The sequence below is a fragment of the Sphingomonas bacterium genome (genome assembly GCF_903643065.1).
GTDB lineage: Bacteria > Pseudomonadota > Alphaproteobacteria > Sphingomonadales > Sphingomonadaceae > Sphingomonas.
In genome coordinates, this window is the sequence record NZ_CAHJWX010000414.1 from 1 (window position 1) to 2,833 (window position 2,833).

Sequence of the window (2,833 nt, forward strand, 5' to 3'; positions counted from 1 at the left end):
CGTGGCGCTCGCGGCGGTGCCGGCCGGCGCGCAGACACCGCAGCAGCCGCTGCCCAGCCAGCTGCCACCGACGCCGACCATCAACCTGCCGACGCCCACCACCGCGCCACCCGCGACCACCCGCGTCGACACGCGCGGCGCGCTGCCGGAGACGAGCTGTCCGTTCGGAGACTCGCCGATCCGCCTGAAGCTGGCGGCGGTGCGGTTCACGCGATCCGATGGCGGCGCGCTCGCGGCGGGCGTGGCCCGGTCCCTGTCGCGCGTCGCCACGCCCGGCGGCGATCAGGCGATCAAGGTCGTCTGCCAGCTGCGCGACGACGCCAACGCGGCGTTGCGGCGCGACGGCTGGTTGGCGTCGGTCCAGATCCCGGCGCAGTCGATCGACTCGGGCGAACTGCGGTTGCAGGTGGTCACCGCGCGGATCACCGACATCCGGGTGCACGGCACGCCCGGCCCGTATCGCAAGGGACTGGAGGCGCGGATCAGGGAGCTGCGCGGGCTCGATCCGCTCAACCAGCGCGACGCGGAACGCGCGCTGCTGCTGGCGGGCGACATCCCAGGGCTGAACGTGCAGCTGTCGCTGCGACCGGCGGGCACGGCGCCAGGCGACGTGATCGGTGACCTGTCGATCACCTACCGCCCGTTCGCCGTCCTGGGCAATGCGCAGAACTTCAACTCCCGGCAGCTGGGCCGCGAGACCGGTTACCTGCGCGGCGAGCTGTACGGGCTGACGGGGCTAAATGACGTCGCCTATCTCGGGGCGTCGAGCACGGCGGACGCCCGGGAACAGATCATCGTCCAGGGCGGCTATACGGTCGGGCTGGGCCTGTCCGGCCTGACGCTGGGGCCGCGCGTCATCTATGCCTGGTCCCGGCCCGACCTGGGGCTGCTCGACCTCAAGACCGACACGCTGATCGCGGGCTTCGACGCGACGCTGCCGCTCAAGCGGTCGCTCAACACCAACCTGCGCGCCGGCGTCGGCGTCGACTATGTCAACCAGACGACCAGGGTCTCGACGACGGCGAGCAACAGCGTGCCGCTGAACGCGGACAAGCTGCGGATCGTGTTCGCGCGCCTCTCCGGCGAGACCGGGCGGCGGCGGCTGGATGGCTCGATCCTCTACTCGATCAGCGGCAACGTCGAAGCGCGCAAGGGGCTGGGCATCTTTGGCGCGACGCCGGTCGGCGGCGTCTCCAGCGCCGGCGCGATCCCGTCGCGGCCCGACGGCGACAGCCGCGCGACCGTGTTGCGCGCCGATCTGGATGTCACGATCGGGCTGGACCGGATCTTCTCGCTGACGGCCAGCGCGCGGGGCCAGTATGCGAGCGACCCGCTGCTCAACTACGAGGAGTTCAGCCTCGGCAACCTCACGGTCGGGCGCGGCTACGATCCCGGGTCCAACAGCGGCGACCGGGCGATCGGCCTGCGGATCGAGCCGGCGGCCCGGCTGCCGTTGCGCCGATCCAATCTCGATGCCCAGCTGTTCGGCTTCTATGACGCGGTGGCGCTCACCAACCTCGATCGCGGGCAGCTGGAGGTCGATCGCCACCTGCGGTCCTATGGCGGCGGCGCGCGGCTGACCTTGTTCAACAGGCTGCTGTTCGAGGCGATCTATGCCCATCCGCTGGACCGGGCGCTCACGATCGACAAGGCGCCGCCGCCCGATCGCGTGCTCGTCTCGCTGACCGCCAAGTTCAACGCCCCCGCCCGCTGAGGCCTGCCTGTTCTTTCGGGATGATGCCATGATCCGCGCCCGTCACGCCCTGTTCCTCCGCCGCCGGCTGGCGCTGACGAGCGCGCTCGGGCTCAGCCTGGGCGTGGTCGGCGCACCCGCGACCGCGCAGGAGACGATCACGCCGACCGGACCCACGCTGCAGGCAGGGACGGTGACCTTCCGAGACAACGTCACGACGCTGACGCTGGCGGAGGGCGACGTGAACGGCGCCAGCCTGAACCTCGGCATCGACGTCGCCACCAGCAAGGCGATCGTCAACTGGCAGGGGTTCGACATCTCCCCGCTGGGAACGGTCGCCTTCACCAACTCCAGCGGCGGCAACGCGGCGATCCTCAACCGCGTCACCACCGCCGACGTGTCGCAGATCGCCGGCACCATGACCGGCCCGGCCAACCTGTCGGTGTGGGTGATCAACCCCAACGGCATCCTGTTCGGCAACGGCGCCGCGATCAACGTCGGCGGGCTGGTGGCGAGCACGCTCAACCTGGCGGACGACAACGCCTTCCTGACCACCGACAGCGTCCGATTCCAGGATGCCGCCAACACCGCCCGGATCGGGATGATCGACACGGGCGGGCCGGCGGCGATCAACACCAGCAACGGCCTGCTGGCGCTGATCGCGCCGCAGCTCGACCTGAACCTCAGCAGCAATGCCGGCACCGGCGCGACCGCCTTTGTCATCGCCACCGATGTCAGCATGACGACGTCGCCGGGCGGACCGCTATCGATCACGGTGAACGCGGGCACGCCGCTGGCGACGCACGCGATCCAGGGCGCGATCGTCGGCGACCGGGTGTACGCGCTGCTGACGCCGCAGGCGGCGGTGGACGCGCTGCTCGACCTGGGCGCGGCGACGGTCACCAACGCGACCGTATCGCCCAAGGGCGTGGTGGTGCTGGCCAACAACGCGTCGGCGGTGAGCGTGCCGCTCGGCGGCGGCGACAGCGACCTGCTGACCGGGCTCAACACCGCCGGTGCGGCGGGATCGGCGACGCTGGGGAGCGTGAGCCTGCTCGCCGCAGTGAACGGCGCCACGCCGTCGACGGGCGGGCTGCTGGCCGCCTATGCCGATGGCGGCACGATCGCGACGGCGGCGAC

Annotated in this window: 2 protein-coding genes; both read left to right on the forward strand. The window is 71.2% G+C overall.

Going from position 1 to position 2,833, the window contains the following annotated elements:
* The coding region (locus HUU95_RS13105) for a ShlB/FhaC/HecB family hemolysin secretion/activation protein (RefSeq protein ID WP_174280507.1) at positions 1-1,714 on the forward strand (1,714 nt) is incomplete at its 5' end.
* A 28-nt stretch (positions 1,715-1,742) separates the two neighbouring features.
* A partial coding sequence (locus HUU95_RS13110) for a two-partner secretion domain-containing protein (protein WP_174280508.1) occupies positions 1,743-2,833 on the forward strand: 1,091 nt, incomplete at its 3' end.